The following is an 18,160-nucleotide window of genomic DNA, read 5'->3' as shown; positions in this document are numbered from 1 at the left end:
GAGCCCTGCGAGGGCTCGTCCGTTGATCTATTACAGAATACCTAACCTAAAGCGAGTAGAAGCATGAAACGTACTCCCATCGCCATTGCCCTGAGCGCCGCAATCGCCCTGAGCGCCTGTGGCAATAAAGAAGAAGCCAAAGCCCCTGTAGCTGAGCAACAAACCCCGGCCGTTGAGCAAGCGGCTCCGGCAGCGCCGGCTGAAAAAGGCCTGGGCGTCCAGCTGGACGACGCCACCACCGCCCTGTTCCAGGCTCGCCCGCAGTTTTCTACCCAGGTGGGTTTGGATGAAAAAACCGCCGGCGGTGCGTACTTGAGCCGTATGGAAGATTACTCCCTCGAATCTGAAAGTGCCCTTCGCAAAAGCATGGCCGATGCCGCCCAGGCGATCAGCGCTCTGGATGTGAGCAATGAAGGCCTGAATCTCGACAATCAGCGCGTCGGTGCCAATCTGCTGAATTATTTCGCTGGTGTTGAAGGCTTTGAGCAGGGATATATCGACACCTGGATGGGACACACACCTTTTATCGTAAACCAGATTAATGGCCCGCTGATTGACGGCCCGGCCACCTTGCAAAACGCCCAGCAAATCAAATCCAAATCTGATGCCGAGCAGTATTTGCAACGCCTGGTGGCCTTTGAAGCCTACATCGACAATATCAATAAGAAGCTGATCAGCGATTCCGAAACCGATTGGGTTCTGCCAAAAGCGCTGGTGAAAAGCACTCTGAACTTTGTTGATGGCTACAGCGCCATTCCGGCGACCGAACACACCCTGGTCACCAGCCTGAAAACCAAGCTCGACAAAATTGAAGGCATGAGCGACGAGGAAAAAACCGAGGTCCTCGCACAAGCCGCTGCAAATGTTGAAAAGCATGTTTATCCGGGCTATCGCAAGGTTGCCGAAACCCTGCGCAAGTACGAGAGCAAAGCACGCGACGCTTCCGGTATCTGGGCACAACCGAACGGTGACAAGTTCTATCTGGAAATGGTTAAACGTTTAGGCGATACCGACATGACGCCTGCGGAAGTTCACGAAGTGGGTCTGACCGAAGTGGCCCGTATCACCGCTGAAATGGATGAGATTCTGAAAGCCCAAGGCTACACCGAGGGCAGCGTCGGCGAGCGCATGATTGGCCTCACCGATGAAGCGCGCTTCCTGTATGAAGATTCCGATGCAGGCCGCCAGGAACTGCTGAACGATCTGAACGGCATGATCGAACACATCAACAAGCGTATGCCTGAGCAGTTTGCCACCAAGCCGCCTTATGACGTTGAAGTGCGCCGCATTCCTGAAGCGGTAGAAGACGGTGAAGCCGGCGGTCGCTACACCGCTCCAACTCTGGACGGCAGTGTTCCGGGTATTTACTGGATTAACCTGCGCGATATGAAAGCTGTGCCGAAATTTGACCTGCGCACTTTGACGTATCACGAAGCCAACCCTGGCCACCACTGGCAGATCGCTTTGAACCTGGCACAAGACAGCCTGCCATTGCTGCGCCGTGTTGCCGCGTACAACGCTTACTCTGAAGGCTGGGCGCTGTACTCCGAGCGCGTGGTTTGGGAAATGGGCGAATACAAAGACGATCCCTTTGGTGATCTGGGCCGCTTGAAGGCTGAAATTTTCCGCGCCGTGCGTTTGGTTGTTGATACGGGTATGCACTTCAAAAAATGGACTCGTGAAGAAGCCATTGAGTACATGATGGCCAACACCGGCATGGGCGAAACCGAAACCGTTGCCGAGATCGAGCGCTACATGGCGTGGCCAGGTCAGGCCCTCGGTTACAAACTGGGCATGTTGAAATTCCTGGAGCTGCGCGAAATGGCCAAAGCCGAACTGGGGGAAAAGTTCGACATTAAAGAATTCCACGATGTTGCACTGTTGAGTGGCGCAATGCCAATGCAGGTGGTGGAAATGAAAGTGAAAGACTGGGTAGCTTCCAAGAAGTAAATCCAATCTTGGGAATCAGCTCTCTTCTCGATGTTTATCGAAGGAGGGTTGATTCTCTCTCTTCGCTCCAATTCGCCAAATATAGGCAGTGGAGACAAAAGTCTTTTGGGCGATGTATCGCAACAAAATTCCTAAATAAAAAACAGGGCCAGAGTATACCCCTGGCCCTGTTTTATCAGGCTATTGCACAGCGGCTTTTTAGTTGTTCGAAAAGTACTTCACCAGATCGTCGTTGCCACCAATGTGCTCGCCGCCGATGAACACCTGTGGCACCGTGTCACGACCAGTAATTGCACGCACAGCCACAGTGCTCGCATCTTTACCCAGAACGATTTCTTCGTAGTTGTAACCACGCTCGGTCAATAACGCTTTGGCAGCAATACAGTGCGGACAACCCGGCTTACTGAAAATTGTGCTCGACTCCGGCAATTGATACTCGGGTGACAAATACTTCAACATGGTATCGGCATCAGAAACCTTGAACGGGTCGCCCGGCTCTTGTGGCTCAATAAATTGTTTCTCAACCACACCGTCTTTCACCAGCATGCTGTAGCGCCATGAGCGATCACCAAAACCCAGATCTTTTTTCTCAACCAGCATACCCATGCCGCGAGTGAAATCGCCATTACCATCAGGAATCACTGTCACGTTTTCAGCTTCCTGACCTTCCTTCCAAGCATTCATCACAAAGGTATCGTTCACCGACAGACAGACAATGTCATCAACACCCAGCTTCTTAAATACCGGGGCCAACTCGTTGTAACGCGGCAAATGGGTAGATGAACAGGTCGGGGTGAATGCGCCCGGCAGGCTGAATACGATTACGGTCTTGCCCGCAAACAACTCATCACTGTTGATCTGTGCCCAGGCGTCGCCCTCTCGCACAGGAAAGGTGACCGATGGAACACGTTGACCTTCGTGGTTATTCAATTGCACTTCACTCATAGCAAAACCTTTAATCGCTCAAATTTGGGGTTGGCATCAGTGGATGCCTCTCAAAACACAGGGCTAGTATAGGTCGCGAATCGGCAATTGGTATAATTAACTAATTTGATGCGTGTGATAGGCACTGGCTATTTTACGAAGTTTCATCCAACAGCTCCCGGGCATTTTCAGGCTCTTGGGCCAAACGCTCTTCGGGGCTCATTCTTAACTGTTCAAGAAAGACCGTGAGATTCAAGCGACTCGCCAACGCAACCAGGGCCACCAATGCGATCAGGTATTCGGTTTTCAGGGTGAGGCTCACCGGCTCCCAGCTCAAATACGCTACAACGCCCAGCACAATACTGAAGAAACCACAGAGATTGGCCGCATTGATGATACTGTTGAGACTGAGCTGTACGCGGAGGTGATTGTTCGGGTCATAGCGCAGAGGAACCGAATTACCTACCGTCCAGGGGTTGCGGCTGTCCTCGCCATGATGGGTAAAACGATAGCGCTTGCCATCTAATTGATATTCAATGTCCGGAGCCCGATAAGCGCTGCTGCGCCTTTCCACCCCAGACACCCGAACGGTTTGTAGATTGACTTCAACAATCTCGCCTTCCGTGTGTTGCCAACAGCGTTCAACAGCCCGCTCACGTTGCCACAACAGTATCGCAAGCGCCGCCATAAACACGGCAATAGCCGCCATCAAGAGTCCCATATCAAATTCCCTTACTTCCTGTCACAGATGCCTGGCCAGTAGCGCCTTTGTGGTGATTTATTGCGCACTAAGTACCTTGAGGCAGAAGTTTAGACGACAAACCAGCCAATAGTGGGACAAAGTTATTCCTAATAAATCTATAAAACAGCGACTTATCGACAAAATACGCTAAAATACAGACAGGCCAGATTAACCATAGCCATTAAGCGAGCACCCAATGCTGGATCCTATTATCATCATTATTGCGCTCTTCGCTGGCCTGAGCTTTAAGCGAATAGGCTTTCCCCCCATGCTGGGCTATTTGCTGGCCGGCTTTCTGATTCACGGGTTTGGCCTGGACAGCAACTCAAGCACAATCATTGATACCATCGCCAATGCCGGCGTAACTCTCCTGCTTTTTACCATCGGCCTGAAACTCAATGTGCGGGATTTAATTGCCCCCCAGATATGGGCGGTGGCTTCCAGCCATATGCTGATCTCTACGGTCAGTTTCGGCATTCTGTTTATGATGCTCGCCCCCTGGATTGCGAGCCTGAGTAGTCTCGACAGCACCGCCATCTGGACCATCGCTTTTGCACTGTCTTTTTCCAGTACGGTATTTGCGGTAAAAGTCTTTGAGCAACACGGTGAGACTTCGTCCATCCACGCGAATGTGGCCATTGGCATATTAATTATTCAGGATTTGGCAGCGGTCTTTTTCCTGGCCATGAGCACGGGCAAGTCTCCAGACTGGACCGCACTGCTTTTGTTCCTGCTGATTCCGGCGCGCCCTTTTTTACACCGTTTACTGGCCAGCAGCGGCCACGGTGAACTGCTGGTTCTGTTCGGAATTGGTATTGCCTTTGGGGGCGCGAAACTGTTCGAGCTCTGCAATGTGAAAGGCGATCTCGGTGCCCTGGTGTTTGGTGTCCTGTTAGCTGGCGGTATTAAATCCAATGAGCTTTCCAAAGCACTGTTGAGCTTTAAAGATATTTTCCTGGTGGGGTTTTTCCTCAGCATCGGTTTGAATGGGCTGCCCGATATTTCCATGCTGATCCTCGCCCTCGGGTTGGCCTTCGCGGGCGGCTTTAAACCATTGCTGTTTTATTGGCTGATGACCATCACCCACCTGCGAGCCCGAACCTCCCTGCTGGCGTCACTGTCGCTATCCAATTACAGCGAGTTCGGTTTAATTGTCGCCGCCCTCGCCGCCAGTAATGGTGTTTTGCCTCAGGACTGGGTTGTCACACTGGCCATTGCCGTCGCGCTGTCATTTTTTATCGCCGCTCCCATCAACGACAAAGCCCACGGTATCTACAATCGTTACCGCCACCTGTTCACGCGCTTTGAACTGGAAAAGCGTTTGCCCCAGGAAGAAGGGCCAGATCTAGAGCAAACCGATGTGTTGGTTTTGGGTATGGGGCGTGTGGGTGTCGGTGCCTATCGCTATCTGCGTCACGCCTATCCGGGCCGAGTGGTTGGCGTTGAAGAAGGGGATAAAAAATCCAAACGATTATTGCGCGAAGGCTATCGCGTGGTTCGTGCCGACGCCAGTGACCAGGACTTTTGGCAGCAGGTGAACCTGGACAGCATTCGCATTATTCTGATCAGCCTCGCCAACCACGGCGAAAACGTAGAGGTGGTCGAGTTGATTCAACGCCTGGGTTACAAAGGACAAATCGCAGTCATCGCCCGCTTCCCCGATGAAATCGGTCAACTCAAACGCATGGGCTGCGTCACCTACAACCTCTACTACGAAGGCGGCCATGGTTTTGCCGAACATGTGGTGGAAACGCTGGAAATGATTGAAGACGGGCAACTGAATTAAACACTTGTCCGCCTCTTTTCTGTGCAACTAGTAACGCAATAAAATTTTATCCAAGCCCTCCGGCATATCAACCTTTCCAGGCGTATAAGAGGGAGTCAAAGTTGCCATCAGTTTTTTAGCCAGCGATAGACCATGCTGTTTTAATACATGTCGATGTTGCTTACGCTCGGGAAACTCACTTAGAAATATTGAGCCGAAACGATGCAGATAACGATACAAATGCCATTGAGCATAGCTACCCCAGATTAGTCGATGGGTATAAGAGCCCCCCATGGCCTTGTAGACATTGTAGGCCACACAGCGATGCTCGATTTCTTCTGCCAGATGCCATTCAATAATCTCTCGCCAGGGTTTCTGGCTGTGTTGCAAGGTCTGATGTTCAAAAGCCCACAGTGACATCGCGCAGGTTGCCGACTCAAAACCCTCGGCGTAGGCCAAGTTGAACAGAGTATCTTTTTCTTTGAAAAAACGATCGTAATCACTACGCAGTTGAGCCTCGGCATTCAACAAGCGCTGCCTTCCCGTTTTGCTGAGTTTCTGACGAAGAATATCATTGAGCTTGTCATGGTTTTTCAGGTGACTGGCCTCCTGTCCACAAAAGGCAACCAGGGAATCCCTGAGGCTTGCGCTGTCCAGCTCTTTACTGCACTGACGCATCACTCGAATCAGAAAACGTTCGATATGGGGCGCAAGAATGGTCACTGAACAACTGAATGCCGAATACAAGGCATCGTCCGGATCCGGCATCAGGGCCAAGTCCTCCTGAAAGCTAAAATCTGGTTGACGCACACTGATTGAACTCACGATAAACTCCTTAGCTTGTTCAGTCCCAAAACGATCAGCAGGATCACGGCGTAAAAGGTTGTGACCATCGCAATCGATGCTGAGCACATCGCGATAAAGTCTGCCAAATTGCCATAACCAAACTGCTGACTTTCCACGGCCAGGCCTCGGGTTTCGCCCCAGATTCGAAAGACATAAAACAAAGCGTTGCCCCAGACCATCAAAATCACTGCGTAAGCGATATGACGGGCTTGTTTAAAACTGGCACCCAGGCTGTGGGACACATACACCAAAACAATGGCTAACACACCATTGAGCAACGGCCCGGTGTGCATGGCTCGCCACAAAGAAACATCGCCAGGAAGCAACCACGACCAGGCACCGAAGGGCCAGATTGCGACTTCATCCAACGCACTATAGATAAGAAAAACACCTCCCAGCAAGCCCAGCACTACACTGTAAAGTCCGTGGACAATTGCTCTATACTGATCATGCGAAAGCGCCGTCATGGTTCTCTCCTTTTTCAAGGCATCGTCGATGGGAAAGGTTCGACGCCAGCCTCACTATTCGATAAGCTAATTGCTTGTTTTTATGCAGTGCGATACACAGCGCTGATACATAGCACCGACATGCAATACCTCAAAGTTTTCAGAGCCTCTCAATGTCTGATAAAAACCGCAGCCAATTCAGTAAAGACACTATCCTAGAAGCAACGCTTTATGTTCTGCTCGAAGATGGTATCAAAGGCATTAAATTTCAATCGGTTTCCGAACGGGCTGGCGTGTATCCCAGCTCCATTTCCTATCATTTCAAAACCATTGAAAACCTTATCGAGTCTGCCTTTCATTTTTATATGGCACATTACAACCGGGAAATGGCGGACTATCGGGACTATGCAAAATCCCTGATCAACAATTTTTCAAAGGCTGACCTCAACTCCCAGGGTGAACGAGACGATGTGCTGAAAAAATACAGTCAGGTGCTGCTCGAAGTGGCAACACCCAACAACGATCAATATGTTTACCTGATGGAACTGGACCGCTTGTTTAGAAACGAGCTGGTCAACTACCCGGCCATTGCCAAAAAGATCGCCGCTCAGGACCGGGCCGACATTGAACTGATGAAATCGTTTTTCGTCTTATTCAGTTCTCCGAACGCCCACACCGACGCGATCCATTTGATGGCGCTCTTGAGTCATCTCAATAACCAATTTCTTCAACACGGCCCTAAGGCCTCAAACCGGGGAGAATCCCTGGAACTGATCCTCACCCTGTTGAAGAAAAGTATTCCCCCAATCAGTTAGCCGACTGCGCACAGCGCGCACCGACAATATAGCCCTGCCCCGCGGGCGCATAGGGCCAGCGCACAGTCAGTGCCAGACCATCGCGGTATTTTGCCGTCCAGGCACTGCCGCGTAGAACTTTTGTGCTACCACTTGCCGGGCCTTTGGGGTTTTTATAAGGACTCTTTTTAAAGTAGCTTTCCGAGTACCAATCCGATGTCCACTCAAAGACATTGCCCGCCATATCCATCACACCATAATGAGATGCCCCTTTGGGCTTGCTGCCCACGGCTTGTGTTGTACCGGCACCGCAGCCAGGACCAATTTTGTTACCGTCTACTCGCTGATTCATCACCACTCGATCGCAACTCGGTTCAGGCGTATTGCCCCAGGGAAACAGATTGGCCTTCGGCCCCCGAGCCGCTTTGGCCCATTCGGCTTCTGTCGGCAAACGCTTGCCTTCATAGGCACAAATCATTTCGGCTTGCTTGTATGTGATGCAATTCGCTGGATGATTGCCTGACCATTTCATTTGATAGTTACACGCTGCACCATAATACGGCTCGGTACAGTAACCACTGTCAATACACGCTTGGTAACGTTCAAAGGTCACCAAATATTTATCGATCTTGTACTCATCAAGATAAACTTTGTGAGTATCACTGCCGGGAGAACAGTAAACACCATCAGACTTTTTACAGCCCATCGTGAATTCACCGGCAGGAATATTTATCATTTCTCGATGTTGAACTTCGCCATACAGTGCCTGGGCAAAAGACACAGTGCCCAGGGCAATCCACATATTAATAGCCATATCATTTCACCTCAGCGACATCATCAAATACACAGCGAAACCCAATCGCCGGGCTCGGGTTGGAAGGATAATAAGGAAAACGGCCCGTGGTTCGAAGCTCGTAACTCTGGCGACTTAAGAAATCACCGCCACGGGTGATTTTCAGTTCGCCGTACTCAGGCCCTTTGGGATTGCTGTAGGCACTGTCGAAATAATAGGTTTCGTCGTACCAATCACTGGTCCACTCCCATAGGTTTCCGGCCATATCCATAACGCCGTAGGGTGAGGCACCTTTGGGCTTGGAACCTACATCGAGACTGTTGCCAGTTCCGCAACCAAGGAAGCCGGCTTCCTCGCGGTCCATGACCGCTCGCGTACAATCGGGTTTCTCTTCACCCCAGGGAAAGGTTCGACCATCGGTTCCTCGTGCTGCCAATTCCCACTCTGCCGATGTTGGCAGACGCTTGCCTTCCCACTCGCAATATTTTTTTGCCTGATACCAAGACACACCATTGATGGGGAAGTTACCGGCTTCGGGATCGCCATAATGCATAATGCCGCCCACGGTCGGGAGGTCGCATTCGCGTGCGTTGACACACTCCGCATATTTATTGGTGGTTACTTCGTATTTATCGATCTTGAAAGCACTCACATAGACCTTATGTTGCTGCTCTTCGGGCACATAACTGCACACTTCATCGCGATAGGGATCACATCCCATGGAAAATTCCGCAGAGGGAATCAGGATCATTTCCCGATGCTCAGGCTTGATCTTCACCGACTGATAGAGCTTTGCAAACTGCGCTTCGGACAGGCTTTTAACTGCACTATTCTCACCATCGGCAGCCTGGATATTGGCTACCCATAACGCTGATAGCATTAAGGGCCACTGAAATCTGACACTCGACATACAACCTCCTTAAGTTGGACGCTGAGTGTAATTGGGTGTTTTTGAAAAAAAATTCAAACCCCAGCTTCGCTCAAAACAACCCCTGATATAAGCAGGGTCATACCCACCGCCGAGCCGTTCTTTATGTCGAAAAAGATCTAAGCATATGCCTACTGGCTATTAGGACACCACCCGGGACGAATTTGTCACCACCCTACAGACCTGTTTTACCGCACTATTGTCGGGTCTCGTCAATTGTAATTGGTACAACCGACTGAGATAATGGGAACCATTATTACTATCATTTGTGTTTTTAGAGGAGTTCCCATGAAATCTCAGTACCGCAGAGGTGCGCTGTGCCTAAGTGTGCTCGCCAGCGCAATCGCCCAGACCAGCCTGGCTGAAGAAGCCACAAACGACGAAATTGAAACCGTTGAAGTGGTTGGCGAGCTGCGTGACTTCAGTGCACTTAAGCACAGTACCCCCATTCTGGAATTGGCACGCTCTGTCTCTATCGAAACGGCCGATCAATTCATCGAAAAAGGTGCTTTGAACCTGTCACAAACCGTAAGTTACCTGGCCGGGGTAACCGCCGAAACTTACGGTTTCGCAACCCGTGGCGATTGGATTCGCTCTCGTGGTCTTGAGATCCCTCGTTATCGCGACTCGATTCAGGAACTGTTTGGCAGCTACAACGCTTCTCGAGCCGACGTATACACCATTGAGCAAGTAGAGGTGTTAAAAGGCCCGGCTTCTGTTTTGTATGGACAAGGGTCCCCGGGTGGTTTGGTGAACTACGTTTCCAAAACCCCTAAAGATGAACAAGCTGGCGAAGTCGTGGCCGAGATTGGTAACTTTGATCGCCGTCAAATTGCCGTTGATGTTACCGGCCCGCTGAGCGAAGACGGAACATGGTTGTATCGCCTTGTGGGTAAATACCGTGACAGCGATACCCAGGTTGATCACGTTTCCGATGAAACCAAAGTGTTTATGCCATCGATCACCTATCAGCCGAGCGATGACACCAGCATGACTCTGATCGGTTTGTACAATGACACCGACAGCGATAGCGCCTCACAGTTTATTCCTGTTGTTGGTACATTGTTTCCACTGGCCGATGGCAGCTACCTGGATCAGGACGTCTATGTTGGCGAGCCCGGATTTAATCGTTTCAATACCGAAAGTAAGCAAGTCACCTTCCTGGCCACTCATCGCATTAACGACACATTTAAAGTACAAGCCACCGCTCTGTGGCGCGATGGTGAAGCAGATTATCATCAGGCCTGGGCGGCGTTCACTGGTGACGGGAATAGCCGTTATCTGAGTGGCGTACCATCGGCAACTCCGACTACCGTGCCACGTACCTTCTACCAGGCTGACAACACTTCCGAGCAATACGCTGCGGACATTCGATTGACCGCCAATTTTGTCACCGGTGCCATTGAGCACGAAGTGCTCTCGGGTGTTCAGTACCAGGATGTCACCACCGACAATAACTTTTCCTATTTCTTCGGCGGCGGCGTACTGCAAGGCGATTTGCGTTATGTATTGGATCTGGCCAACCCGGTTTACCCTGGCGCACCTGATCAGGCCGTATTCGACGCAATTTACACCAACAACCCGGAACAGGGCGTTGAAGACGTGGGTGTTTATATCTCGGATTTGATGACCATTGGCAACTGGCACCTGACAGCGGGTTTACGTTATGACGAAGTTGAAAACGACAACGGCAGCAGCGTGCAAAAAGACGATGCCGTTTCTTTAAGCGCTGGTATTTTGTATGCCTTTGATAACGGCATTTCTCCTTACATCAGCTATGCCGAATCCTTCGAAACCGTTGTTGGCCTAACCGCCCAGGGAACGCAGCAGAAACCCGAAGAAGGTGAACAAACAGAAATCGGTATTAAGTATCAGCCAGACGGTTTTCCTGGCATCTTCACATTGAATTACTTCGATATCGAAATCTCTAATCTACCTAACCCGAACGCTTTGCCTGCGACGAATGGCCAACAGTTGGGCGTGAGCAAACTGGACGGTTTCGAGTTTGAAGGTAATGTTCGCCTGGGTGAGTTCTACTTGCAGGTGGCGGCATCGAAACTGGATGCGAAGGATCCAAACGGTTTTGAACTGGCTGCAACACCAGAAAGCAACGCCTCTCTGTGGGCAAGTTGGGAACCGGAATCTCTGGGCGGTTTCCGCGCCGGCTTTGGTGTACGCCATGTTGGCAAAAGTGTTGCCGAAACCGCTACCCTTCGTTATGTAACGGATTCCTACACCCTGGCCGATGCCATGCTGGGCTATCGTATTAACGACAACTGGGATACCGCTCTGAACATTCGCAACATCAGCGACAAAGAGTATCTGACCTCATGCCTGACACGCGGCGATTGTTTCCCCGGGGTACGTCGTACGATTACGGCCAGCATTAACTACAGCTTTTAATCATAGAAGAAGCGAAAACTACAACAACATAAGGTAACTAGCATGTGGTTTACCCTTGCACTTACCACTCAGGCAGCCATGATTGGCTGCCTGTTTTTTTCCTGGCAAGCGCCGAAGCAAAACAAACTGTGGTTTCGAAGTGCCGCTCTTTTGGCCCTCGCAGCGTCTCTGTTTTGTTGGAAGTCCCTGGCGGGTTGGGAATTTGGCCTGAGTTATTTCTTCATCGCAGCCAGTCTGATTGCCTGGGCAGTGATATTGAACCAGGCACCCGAAGCGAAACCGGGAAACGTGAAAGGCAAAGCTGAAAAAGCATTGGCAATCAACGTAAAAAAAATCGTCCTTTTTATTTTACGATTTCTATTTTACGTGTTGATTATCGGAGGCATCACCGCCTACGCCAGTATTGCCATCAGCTACGACCTTCCCCTGGGCGAGCCGGAACAGATGACAGTTGCTACCTTTCTGTTTCCCAGCCTTTGGGCGAGCTTGATCATCTACAGTTTTGTCAGCGATAAGCTATGGCGTTTGGCCATAATTTTGACCGCCTTGGCAAGCTATGCATGGGTCAGACTTCCGCTGTAATACGACAATTACCGTTATCCATTAAATGCCCCTGAAGAGGGCTTAAACTATGCCTGATAATAGAAAAACTGACAGCAATCTCAGCCAACGCTCTCTGGATGCACACTCCTGGATGGGCCTGTTGGCTGCAGCTTTTCTGTATTTATTGTGTTTCTCTGGTGTTCTCACCGTTGTTGGACAAGAACTGGAGCGCTGGGAGCAACCCGGCATTGATGAATTCAGCGATTACAGTCCCGAGTTTATCAACCAGGCCTATCGCCGATTTATAAAGGCCCACCCGGAAGAATCCGAACACATTCACGTTGTATTTCCCCGGGAAGCCATTCCCAGAATTGTGGTTGAAAACGACCATCGCGCATTTTTTGTCAACCACGACGGCAGTATTGGTGCTGAAGAGCATGCCCCGTGGATAAAAATGACCATCGCCCTGCACAAACATCTGCATCTGCCATTAACCATTGGTACGCTGATTACCGGGATAATCGCGACTCTTTTATTGGTACTGATTATTTCCGGCATCCTCGCTCACAAAACTATTTTCAAAGAAGCATTTCGCCTTCGTTTGGGGCGTTCAAAGCTGACTCAGTCAATCGACTTGCACAATCGTTTAAGTGTCTGGGGTCTGCCGTTCCATCTGATGATCGCCTTAACCAGTTGCTATTTCGGTTTGGTAGGTTTGCTGCTGACCATCGCTGCCGGTTTGTTTCACGATGGCGATCAAACTCATATGATCGAACAGGTTTTTGGTAGCGAGCCGGAACTTGTAAAGCAAGCTGCTGTTGTTGACGTTAAGGCAAGTATCGAAAACCTGAGAAACATTGAACCCGGCGCCGAACCTATTTTCATGACGATTCACGAAGCGGGCAGTGAAAATCAATTTGTTGAATTTTATTTAATGAAAGACCAACGCCTGATCTATTCGGAGAACTTTCGTTTCGATGCCGCAGGGAACTTTATCAGCCGAACTCAGCCCGATGAACTCCCCATCGGCTCCCAGATATTGCTATCGACCTATCGACTGCACTTTGGTGACTACGCCGGTTTTAGCATTAAGCTGCTGTATTTAATTCTGGGAGCAGCACTAAGCTATATCGCCGTTAGTGGTGTCAATATATGGCTGAGCAAACGCCGACACGAAGATGTGATTAATCTTCTTTGGGCAAGTTATGTCTGGAGCGTTCCTCTGGCGTTTGCACTCAGCTTTTTCCTGTCAGAAACTCTGGGCGTAAACCCTTACTGGAGCTTTTGGAGCAGTCTGACTGTAGCGACTTTTGCGGCACCGATCTGGAAAAAGCTCAAACCGGAGTTTGCGTTCAGCACCGCATTACAATTGCTGACGGTTGTGTTCTGCGCTATTTCAGCACTGGGTTTTGCGATGGTGAACATCGAGCACTCAACTCGCGCCGATTACTGGTCAATGATAGCCGTTTTGCTCATAGCCACATCGCTAAGTTTCGCTTGCTATTGGAAACGCACCCCAGGAAGAGACGCCGAAAATTCAACATTTGCGGCGCAATAAATCACGGCGATCATTCTGCTTTGCCGCTTTTATTTCTGGTAAGACACGTCTTTCGGATTAGGAACGGCAGAGCAGGTTTTGCAAATCACATCCACCGCCAACTCATGACCGCAAGGTTTGTGAATCAATTTGAACGGCGTGTCATCCATGGCATCCAGCCAGTCTAGGGACCACTGCCGCATCATCATTGTGAAAGGGTAAAGGGCCTTACCTTTTTCTGTTAAGCGATATTCACTGCGCGGCGGTTTACTTTGATACTCGATGCGATCAAATACCCCGGCTTCGCTTAACCGCTTCAGGCGATCGGCCAGAATATTGGTCGCAATGCCTAACTGACGACGGAAATCATCGTAGCGCTGAAGCCCCATAAAGGCCGCCGCCAGAATCAAGCTGGCCCAGCGATCACCAATGATGTCGGTGATGTGTCCAAGACTGCTGTCTTCTTCGGTACCACGGCCACCGCGAGAACGACGTTGATTTCCGATGGTTTTCAGAGCCTGCACATCACTCTCATCCGCGTCGGCCAAGACTTCACGTTCAACATCGGCAATATGGAGTTCCTGCTTGCAGTGACGACACACCACCATCGGCTGCAGTTCATGCTCATCCGGCACACGGTGAATCAGCTTGGGCGGTAACTGGTGAGCATCATTACACCATTGAGATTCCCACTCCCAAATCAACAGCGCCCAGGGGTAGAGATCCAGGCCTTTTTTGGTCAGGCGATATTCGTTACGCAGCGGCGTTGTTTGATAGGGCTTTTTGTAAAGAACCTCCTGAGCGACCAGGTTTTCCAGACGCTTGGATAAGGTACTGCGAGATGCACCTGTATGACTGCGAAACTCTTCGAAGCGATGACGCCCCAGAAACGCGTCGCGCAGAATTAATATGGTCCAGCGATCCCCCAACAGCTCAAGGCTTTTTACGACGGGGTTAATCACAATTAAATTGGCGACACTCATACACGCTTTTCCTTATTTCTCTGGCAGGCTGACTGACCACACAATACGGCAGCCCTCTCAATCACCCATCGCTCCCTGCATGGGTGAACCACAAAGTGTCAAAATTCTACCCCAGATTAACGAATTTCACTATTTGGCCTGAAATTGGCGACGATATTCACTGGGCGAAAGGCCAAATTGGCCGCGAAAGTGATGCCGTAAACTGCTGCCGTTGGCAAAGCCAGTAGCTTGAGCCAAAGGTTCAATGCTGATGTGACTGCTTTCCAACAGGTTTTTCGCCTGCTGCAAACGCTGGGACAAAAGCCAGGATTTAGGGCTCTGACCCATGCTTTGTCGAAATTTGCGGTCGTAGCTGCGCCGGGACATATTGCAGCGTTCCGCCAACTGATCCACGGCAATGGGCTCAGCCAGATGCTCAATGGCCCAATCCAGACTGGCGGCCAGCAAATCCGGATGGCGGCTGACGGGCCGATCGACAAACTGGGCCTGACCACCCTGTCGCATCGGGCTGCTGACCAAACGACGAGCAACCACACTGGCGACCTCATGCCCATAATCCCGGCGGATAATTTCCAGCCCCAGATCCAGCGCCGCCGCACTACCCGCCGAGCAGGCAATCCTGTCTTGATACCGATACAGACAATCTTCGCGATAGCTCAGCAGAGGAAAGGCCTTGATTAATTTTGACCTGTAGCGCCAGTGAGTACTCACATCCTTGCCGTCCAGCAAACCGGTCTGCGCCAGCAGAAATACACCAGAACAAAAACTCCACAGCCGGCCCCCTCGCTGATACAGGGCTTGCAGCTCCGTAATCAAATTGGATTCAGCAGACTGTTCTATCGGCCAATAGGGAATCAACACATCATCGAAGTCGGCCAGGCTTTTCCAACTCGGAGCTTGCAGGCTCAAACCGGCCAAGCCTTCCAGCGAGTGCCCTGGCAACGCCAGCACCTCAGCCTGATACCAGTTCTCCAATTCGGGTCTTGGCAACACGAATAACTCAACAGCGCAGCCCAACTCAAACAGGGAAACTGGGCCGGGAACCAAAATAGCGACGCGGCGACTTTTGACCTTCATTTCGGCCTGGAAAGGGGAAAGAGAGGGAGAAGTAACGTATACAGAGTCAGACATTGGCTGATTATTAACGAATAATGACTTTTAAGCCAGCATTCAAAAACCCCGCTAAACCCTAAGATAGGCCTCGAAGTTAACGTTCCTTCCACCGACCATAAACCGATTATTTAAAGGAATTGCCATGTCATCCGCCGTTACCCGAGTTGCCGCTGCCCCGTCCCAGAAAGCGTTGGAGCATTTTGAAGCCCTGCTCGCCTTCGAAACCGATTGCTGGGATGTGCACCATGCCCTTAGCAACAAACGCCAGGATTTTGTGTTACTGGATGTGCGTGGAGAGGAGATTTTCCAACAGGGCCATATTGCCGGAGCCATCAACCTGCCTCACCCACGCATTAATGAAAGTAGCCTCGCGAATTTTCCGAGTGAGCAGTTGATTGTGGTTTACTGCGCCGGCCCGCACTGCAATGCCACGGAAAAAGCCGCAATTCGCCTGGCCAAACTGGGCCGTCCGGTGAAGAAAATGATCGGGGGCGTTTGCGGCTGGCTGGACGAGGGCTTCACCCTGAATCACCCCGCTTAGCCCAAAAAAACCTTAAGAATTCTTTGGGCCTTTGACTCCACGGCAATGTAACTTGTATTATTGGACTGACAAAATAAGCCCTGACTCACAGGGCCTGATCTCAGAGCAAAGCCGAGGAGCAGCCCATGTCAGTCTGGTTCGAGAAACACCAAGCCACCCTGGAAAAGGCCCTGGACGCCTGCGCCAAGCGCTATGCCTGGACCGCCTACCAGGAAAGCCCCAGCAGTAAAATCCACGGCAGTGAGCGCCCGGCCGCGGGCAAAGCCAACTTTGAAGCCATGCTGGGCCAACCCTATCCACTGAAACAGCCGGCAAGCATTGGGCAGACCGGTGCAGAAGTCAGTCCTTATACCAAAGAAGCCTTGGGCATCACGTATCCCAAAGCTGATATCCCCGAGCTGTACCAACACATTGATCAAGCCAAAGCCCAGTGGCGCCAGACCAGCATTGAAGAGCGCGTGGGCTTGTGTATGGAAATGCTGCACCGTTGCAGCGAGCAATTATTTGAAAACGCCCATGCCACCATGCATACCTCCGGGCAAAGTTACATCATGGCGTTTGCTGGCTCCGGCGCAAATGCACTGGATCGCGGACTCGAAGCTCTGGCCTATGCCTATAAAGCCATGAAAGATGTTCCCACCACAGCAGATTGGGAACGCCAGTTCGGTGCCGATGGTGCCGCCAAACTCGATAAACGTTATCGATTGATGCCGCGCGGTGTAGGCGTGGTGATTTGCTGCGCGACATTCCCGTTGTGGAACGGCTACCCGGCCTTGTGTGCCAGCCTGGCCACTGGCAACCCGGTGGTCATGAAGCCACACCCCGCTGCCATCTTGCCAGTGGCCTTAATGGTCAGTCGTTGCCGGGAAATTTTGGTGGAAGCCGGTTACGATCCGAATCTTGTTACGATGGTGGCTGATACCCGTGAAGAACCGGCCACCATGGAATTACTGGAACACCCGGACACCGCCATCATCGATTTTACCGGCAGCCCGCAATTCGGAACCTGGATCGAGCAAAACTGCCGCGACAAGTTGGTGTATACCGAAACTGCCGGTTGCAATTCCGTAGTGATTGAATCCACCGACGACCTTGCCGCAATGAGCAAGGCCATCGCCCATTCTCTGTGTCAGGCTTCGGCGCAAATGTGCACCAGCGTGCAGAATGTTCACATTCCTGCCGAGGGCATTTTGGTCAACGGTGAACGCGTCAGTTATGAGGAAATTTGCCAATCGATTGTAGAAGCAGTTGAAGGTCATTTGGAAAATCCTAAAAACGCTGCCTTTCTCTGCGGCACATTGGTAGACGACAATATCTACCAAACCCTTGATCGACTTGCCGTTCAGGGCGAGCAACGCGGCACCATTCTGCGTCAATCCGGCCCTTACGAAAACCCGGGCTTCCCCAATGCGCGTACGGCAACACCATTAATTATTGCGCTCAGCAATGAAGAATCCGAATTGTATCGGGAAGAACTGTTCGGTCCGGTTTCCTTTATGATTAAAGGCAAAGACGCCAACGACTGTCTGGCCGCGGCCACTCGCGATGCCCGGGAACGTGGTGCGATCACCTCGCATGTGTACAGTGTTAATGATGATTTTCTGGAAAAAGCTCAGGACGCCTATAACGTCGCCGGTGCCTCTGTCGCCTGTAATTTGATGGGAATGCCCATTAACTTTGCAGCGGCTTACAGCGATTTCCATGTTACGGGTTTGAACCCCGCGGGCAATGCTTGTCTGGCGGATCTGGCGTTTGTCACCAGCCGTTTTCGTATTGTTCAGAGCAAGGTGATGCGCCGTTAAAACCCTGGCCACCTTATTCTGTAAACGACAATACAATCGCTTCGACAACG

The 18,160-nt window shown here is 51.0% G+C and carries 16 protein-coding genes; 8 read left to right on the top strand and 8 right to left on the bottom strand.

Features of this window, described 5'->3' with window-relative positions; translation table 11 throughout:
• Positions 1–63 precede the first annotated feature (63 nt).
• Positions 64–1,950, top strand: a complete 1,887-nt coding sequence (locus G8768_RS04155) for a DUF885 domain-containing protein (protein ID WP_166850875.1) — start codon at positions 64–66, stop codon at positions 1,948–1,950.
• 198 nt (positions 1,951–2,148) lie between these two features.
• Here the strand turns inward: G8768_RS04155 and G8768_RS21325 are convergent, their stop codons facing one another.
• Positions 2,149–2,895, bottom strand: coding sequence for a glutathione peroxidase (locus G8768_RS21325; RefSeq protein ID WP_184679349.1), 747 nt, complete (start codon positions 2,893–2,895; stop codon positions 2,149–2,151).
• A 133-nt stretch (positions 2,896–3,028) separates the two neighbouring features.
• Positions 3,029–3,595, bottom strand: coding sequence for a DUF3592 domain-containing protein (locus tag G8768_RS04145; protein WP_166850878.1), 567 nt, complete (start codon positions 3,593–3,595; stop codon positions 3,029–3,031).
• 217 nt (positions 3,596–3,812) lie between these two features.
• On the opposite strand from G8768_RS04145, the gene G8768_RS04140 reads away from it, so the two are divergent.
• Positions 3,813–5,402, top strand: a complete 1,590-nt coding sequence (locus G8768_RS04140) for a cation:proton antiporter family protein (protein ID WP_166850880.1) — start codon at positions 3,813–3,815, stop codon at positions 5,400–5,402.
• Positions 5,403–5,429: 27 nt separating this feature from the next.
• On the opposite strand, the gene G8768_RS04135 is transcribed toward G8768_RS04140, so the two are convergent.
• Both G8768_RS04135 and G8768_RS04130 read right to left on the bottom strand, forming a co-directional pair.
• On the bottom strand, positions 5,430–6,206 hold the full coding sequence (locus G8768_RS04135) for a metal-dependent hydrolase (RefSeq protein ID WP_166850882.1): 777 nt from the start codon (positions 6,204–6,206) through the stop codon (positions 5,430–5,432).
• Entirely contained in the window at positions 6,203–6,694 is a 492-nt protein-coding gene (locus tag G8768_RS04130; protein WP_166850884.1) for a styrene oxide isomerase, read from the bottom strand. The genes G8768_RS04135 and G8768_RS04130 overlap by 4 nt, the downstream gene beginning before the upstream one ends.
• A gap of 152 nt (positions 6,695–6,846) precedes the next feature.
• On the opposite strand from G8768_RS04130, the gene G8768_RS04125 reads away from it, so the two are divergent.
• The gene (locus G8768_RS04125) at positions 6,847–7,488 is read left to right on the top strand and encodes a TetR/AcrR family transcriptional regulator (protein ID WP_166850886.1); all 642 of its coding nucleotides are present in this window, start codon (positions 6,847–6,849) and stop codon (positions 7,486–7,488) included.
• On the opposite strand, the gene G8768_RS04120 is transcribed toward G8768_RS04125, so the two are convergent.
• Together G8768_RS04120 and G8768_RS04115 are read right to left on the bottom strand one after the other, a co-directional pair.
• Positions 7,481–8,281, bottom strand: coding sequence for a formylglycine-generating enzyme family protein (locus G8768_RS04120; RefSeq protein WP_166850888.1), 801 nt, complete (start codon positions 8,279–8,281; stop codon positions 7,481–7,483). The two genes, G8768_RS04125 and G8768_RS04120, sit on opposite strands and share 8 nt — an antisense overlap.
• A 1-nt stretch (position 8,282) precedes the next feature.
• A complete protein-coding gene (locus G8768_RS04115) occupies positions 8,283–9,170 on the bottom strand; it encodes a formylglycine-generating enzyme family protein (RefSeq protein ID WP_166850890.1) in 888 nt (295 codons plus the stop codon).
• A 306-nt stretch (positions 9,171–9,476) separates the two neighbouring features.
• Here G8768_RS04115 and G8768_RS04110 point away from each other — a divergent pair, with 306 nt between their 5' ends.
• The 3 genes from G8768_RS04110 to G8768_RS04100 are packed head-to-tail and all read left to right on the top strand — an operon-like array spanning position 9,477 to position 13,692.
• Positions 9,477–11,591 carry a TonB-dependent siderophore receptor gene (locus G8768_RS04110; protein WP_166850892.1) on the top strand — a complete coding sequence of 705 codons (2,115 nt, stop codon included), beginning with the start codon at positions 9,477–9,479 and terminating at the stop codon, positions 11,589–11,591.
• A gap of 42 nt (positions 11,592–11,633) precedes the next feature.
• The gene (locus G8768_RS04105; protein ID WP_166850895.1) at positions 11,634–12,173 is read left to right on the top strand and encodes a hypothetical protein; all 540 of its coding nucleotides are present in this window, start codon (positions 11,634–11,636) and stop codon (positions 12,171–12,173) included.
• A 49-nt stretch (positions 12,174–12,222) separates the two neighbouring features.
• A complete protein-coding gene (locus G8768_RS04100) occupies positions 12,223–13,692 on the top strand; it encodes a PepSY-associated TM helix domain-containing protein (RefSeq protein WP_166850898.1) in 1,470 nt (489 codons plus the stop codon).
• 29 nt (positions 13,693–13,721) lie between these two features.
• Here the strand turns inward: G8768_RS04100 and G8768_RS04095 are convergent, their stop codons facing one another.
• Positions 13,722–14,654, bottom strand: a complete 933-nt coding sequence (locus G8768_RS04095; RefSeq protein ID WP_166850901.1) for a winged helix-turn-helix transcriptional regulator — start codon at positions 14,652–14,654, stop codon at positions 13,722–13,724.
• Positions 14,655–14,783: 129 nt separating this feature from the next.
• The gene (locus G8768_RS04090) at positions 14,784–15,785 is read right to left on the bottom strand and encodes a helix-turn-helix domain-containing protein (protein ID WP_243749356.1); all 1,002 of its coding nucleotides are present in this window, start codon (positions 15,783–15,785) and stop codon (positions 14,784–14,786) included.
• A 124-nt stretch (positions 15,786–15,909) separates the two neighbouring features.
• Between G8768_RS04090 and G8768_RS04085 the strand changes: the two genes are divergently transcribed.
• On the top strand, positions 15,910–16,308 hold the full coding sequence (locus G8768_RS04085) for a rhodanese-like domain-containing protein (protein WP_166850904.1): 399 nt from the start codon (positions 15,910–15,912) through the stop codon (positions 16,306–16,308).
• Positions 16,309–16,433: 125 nt separating this feature from the next.
• Positions 16,434–18,110 carry a phenylacetic acid degradation protein PaaN gene (gene paaN / locus G8768_RS04080; protein ID WP_166850909.1) on the top strand — a complete coding sequence of 559 codons (1,677 nt, stop codon included), beginning with the start codon at positions 16,434–16,436 and terminating at the stop codon, positions 18,108–18,110.
• Positions 18,111–18,160: the final 50 nt, after the last annotated feature.

Source organism: Pseudoteredinibacter isoporae, assembly GCF_011602085.1.
Lineage (GTDB): Bacteria > Pseudomonadota > Gammaproteobacteria > Pseudomonadales > Cellvibrionaceae > Pseudoteredinibacter > Pseudoteredinibacter isoporae.
The sequence above is the reverse complement of the archived record's forward strand: the minus strand, read 5'-3'. Positions and strand labels throughout refer to the sequence as shown.